This window comes from Photobacterium kagoshimensis (assembly GCF_050337045.1).
GTDB classification, from domain to species: Bacteria; Pseudomonadota; Gammaproteobacteria; order Enterobacterales; family Vibrionaceae; genus Photobacterium; species Photobacterium kagoshimensis.
On sequence record NZ_JAKJSO010000042.1, the window covers coordinates 1 to 2,954 of the forward strand.

Consider the following 2,954-nt stretch of genomic DNA (forward strand, 5'->3'; position numbering starts at 1 on the left):
ACTTGTTCATCGTCGGTTTGCTTGAGCTTTTTCAGCCAGTAGTGAAAAGTGGCGTAGTTGATGTCGTGCTCTTTACAAAAATGTGGAATGGAAAGGCCACTTTCTTGTTGCTTGAAAACAATGGCCGTCCAATGTTGGTGCTTTTCTGATTGTGTCATAGTTCCTCCATTAGGCTAGAGAAACTATGACAAAGGCTTGCTGAAATTAGAATGTGTGGTTAATTAGACGCTTACAATGTAACCACTTCCCTGCCAACGCACCGGCCACAATATTGAAAGCGGCACTCCTCGAAAATGGCGAGGCAATAGCCAAGAAATTTAAGAACTGGGAGTACGCGGAGCATCAACCGCCACGGCCGAACCATGGTTAAAACCAATACAGAAGTTGGCGCGGTTACCAGCGAACATTCACGCAAATCGTTGAGACATTTAAAAATAAGAAGCCGCTATGAACAACGAACGATTCTTACTGCATACGAATTTATCTGGAATTGACCAACGCACAGCGACAGCGGAGTTAAGTACACAAAAAGAACTCAACCAAGTCGGGTAACGCCTGCCATAAGTTGCGCCATGGTGAACCAACCAAGCGCACCGAACTCCATACCAAAACCGCCGAGTGTAACGCGTCAACTTGATGGCCTTGTTAGCCGCATGCCTATATGACACAACAATTGCCAATCTCAAACAACAATGCCATACTCTTCACGTGCCACTTTGACACTCAATGGAGGTTTGTATGGCCGCTGCATTACCACGTATCACTGCCCGTGTAGACATTGATACTCAAGAATTACTATCACAAGCTGCTGCTATCGCCGGCATGTCTAGTATTAACTCATTTGTTCTTAGTGCCGCTGTTGAAAAAGCAAAACTGATTATGGAACGTGAACGAGCACTTAAGCTCAGTCAACGTGATGCCATGATGCTCATGGATGCTCTTGATGAACCAGCTAAACCTAATGCGCGTCTGCAACAGGCAGCTGCTCGTTACAAGGACAAAACGCAATAATGAAGACGGTACAATTAGACAAAGTTAAACACGACCGTCATCGCTTTGATTGTGGTATTGATGCTCTAAACAATTATTTGAAAATCATGGCAAGTCAACAGGCCAAGAAAGACAACACCCGTACTTTTGTACTTGAAGATGCAAACTGTACCGAACATATCATTGGCTATTACACACTAACCATGACACCTATTGATTTAACATCATTACCAACAAAACTACAGAAAAAACATCAAAATGCCAGCTCTGGCGGCTTGATCGCCCGACTTGCTGTTGACCAACGATACAAAGGTAATGGCTATGGTGAATGGTTACTTATTGATGCACTTAAAAAATTGCTAATGGCCAGTGAAACTGTAGCCTTCCCTCTCGTTATAGTTGACGCTAAAGACGGTGCCGAATACTTCTACGAAAAATATGGTTTCACTGCATTTCAAGATGCTGAAAACAAACTATTTATAACTATTGCAGATGTACGAGCTAGCATTGGCGATTGATGGTTCGCCTTTTGCGGCTAACGCTTGCCATAATACGCCGCAAACCATTATTAAATTAGCCACATTGACTCAAGCGCATACAAAAACACCCGACACCTATAATGCCGAGTGTTTGAGGTCGTATTGATGGCTTTGTTATATACGACTTGCGTTAGATTCTTTTGCCTGATCTTGAGCTATTTCAATCACCGCATGTCCAAGCTGTACTAAGGTCCCAAAGCTTGGTGATGTCTCTGGCTTTAGTGATTTATAAGCGCTTGTTCGACTCTTTATACCGGCTCGTTCAACTACCTGGCTATGACCGAAAAACTCAACATATGAACGAATAGCAGCTTGGAGAATATCAACTCGACCTTCCTTCATTGAGTCCCAAGCAGCTTGCTTAATGACTTGCTCCATCTCTTGAACATTTATAAGATTTAAAGGCGAATCAACGTAGCTACCTATCGCTAACTCTCGAAGAACACTAGCTGGTAGATCAACCCCCTCCCAATCCAGTGAGCCATCGCTACGAAGGGCAAAACGCTTGAAATCATGAACTAATTTAAAAGCAGGTTTCTGGAAAATTTCTTTGAGGTCAACTTCACCACAAAAGCCATCACTAAATGTTAGCTCAAGCTTGAAGCCTTCCAGCCAATCAACATCAATTACTTTTAGCATACATCACCTATAGCTTACCTGGATTCTCGCCATTCACAGCTTTTGCCCACATTTGCATTAGTTTTTCACGATTATCGGCAATGTGTGCTTCTGCTCTTTTTCGCTGCTTATTTGGAAGATAACCTTCTAAACTTTCAGCGGTTTCTATTGCTACGATAAGTTCATAGCCGCCATATTTCACATGGACATGAGGGAGTTTGTGCTGTTTGTTATCAAAGAAATACATACAAAACGAAAGTCCCAGCAATACATCAATTTCGGGCATATGAACCTCAATGGACCTGTCATAGACAAACTATAGCACCGTCTCCTTATAGAGACAAAGAAAAGAGTATATAACGCCTTGGCATAAGGTGCGCCAACGCTGAACTAACAAAACCAAATACACATCAAACCAAAACCGCCGAGTGTCAGGCGTCACCTTAATGCCTTTGTTACCCGGCCGTTCGACTTAGCTCAAGCAGCTTGCCTGCCATGATGAAGTGCAGTTAAAAATTGCGCTGATTAAGCGCGACAAACACCCAACCCAAGGCAGACAAATTCAAAGCTATAACCACGGAAATTACTGCGCGTTTACCCGCAAAATAGCGGCTACGATAATGTTAGCACTATGGTTTACCTAGAAAAGATGAACCAAAAACGAGCTCGAATACGGATAAAAAGGCAGCCAAATTCAAGCCGCGAACATCGCCTGTAGTTCTATTTCTTTCGGCAACCACCAAAATGTAACCACTTCCCTGCCAGCGCTCCGACCACAATATTGAAAGCGGCTATCCTCGATGATGG

General features: G+C 43.3%; 4 protein-coding genes and 1 pseudogene. 2 read left to right on the plus strand and 3 right to left on the minus strand.

Going from position 1 to position 2,954, the window contains the following annotated elements; translation table 11 throughout:
- Nucleotides 1-158: IS66 family insertion sequence element accessory protein TnpA (gene tnpA / locus L4C35_RS22860; protein WP_428465023.1), on the minus strand; the 158-nt coding region annotated here is incomplete at its 3' end.
- 580 nt (nt 159-738) lie between these two features.
- Here tnpA and L4C35_RS22865 point away from each other — a divergent pair.
- Nucleotides 739-1,011, plus strand: a complete 273-nt coding sequence (locus L4C35_RS22865; RefSeq protein WP_428465021.1) for a type II toxin-antitoxin system TacA family antitoxin — start codon at nt 739-741, stop codon at nt 1,009-1,011.
- A complete protein-coding gene (locus L4C35_RS22870) occupies nt 1,008-1,508 on the plus strand; it encodes a GNAT family N-acetyltransferase (protein ID WP_428465024.1) in 501 nt (166 codons plus the stop codon). The genes L4C35_RS22865 and L4C35_RS22870 overlap by 4 nt, the downstream gene beginning before the upstream one ends.
- A gap of 135 nt (nt 1,509-1,643) precedes the next feature.
- On the opposite strand, the gene dhiA is transcribed toward L4C35_RS22870, so the two are convergent.
- Nucleotides 1,644-2,168, minus strand: coding sequence for a type II toxin-antitoxin system antitoxin DhiA (gene dhiA, locus L4C35_RS22875; RefSeq protein ID WP_428465022.1), 525 nt, complete (start codon nt 2,166-2,168; stop codon nt 1,644-1,646).
- A pseudogene (dhiT, locus tag L4C35_RS22880) lies at nt 2,162-2,433 on the minus strand (type II toxin-antitoxin system toxin DhiT). Before dhiT ends, dhiA begins: the two are co-directional and overlap by 7 nt.
- Nucleotides 2,434-2,954: the final 521 nt, after the last annotated feature.

Coding starts and splice junctions, on each gene's coding strand:
- L4C35_RS22865 (WP_428465021.1), top strand. CDS start 739: ATGGCCGCTGCATTACCACGTATCACTGCCCGTGTAGACATTGATACT.
- dhiA (WP_428465022.1), bottom strand. CDS start 2,168: ATGCTAAAAGTAATTGATGTTGATTGGCTGGAAGGCTTCAAGCTTGAG.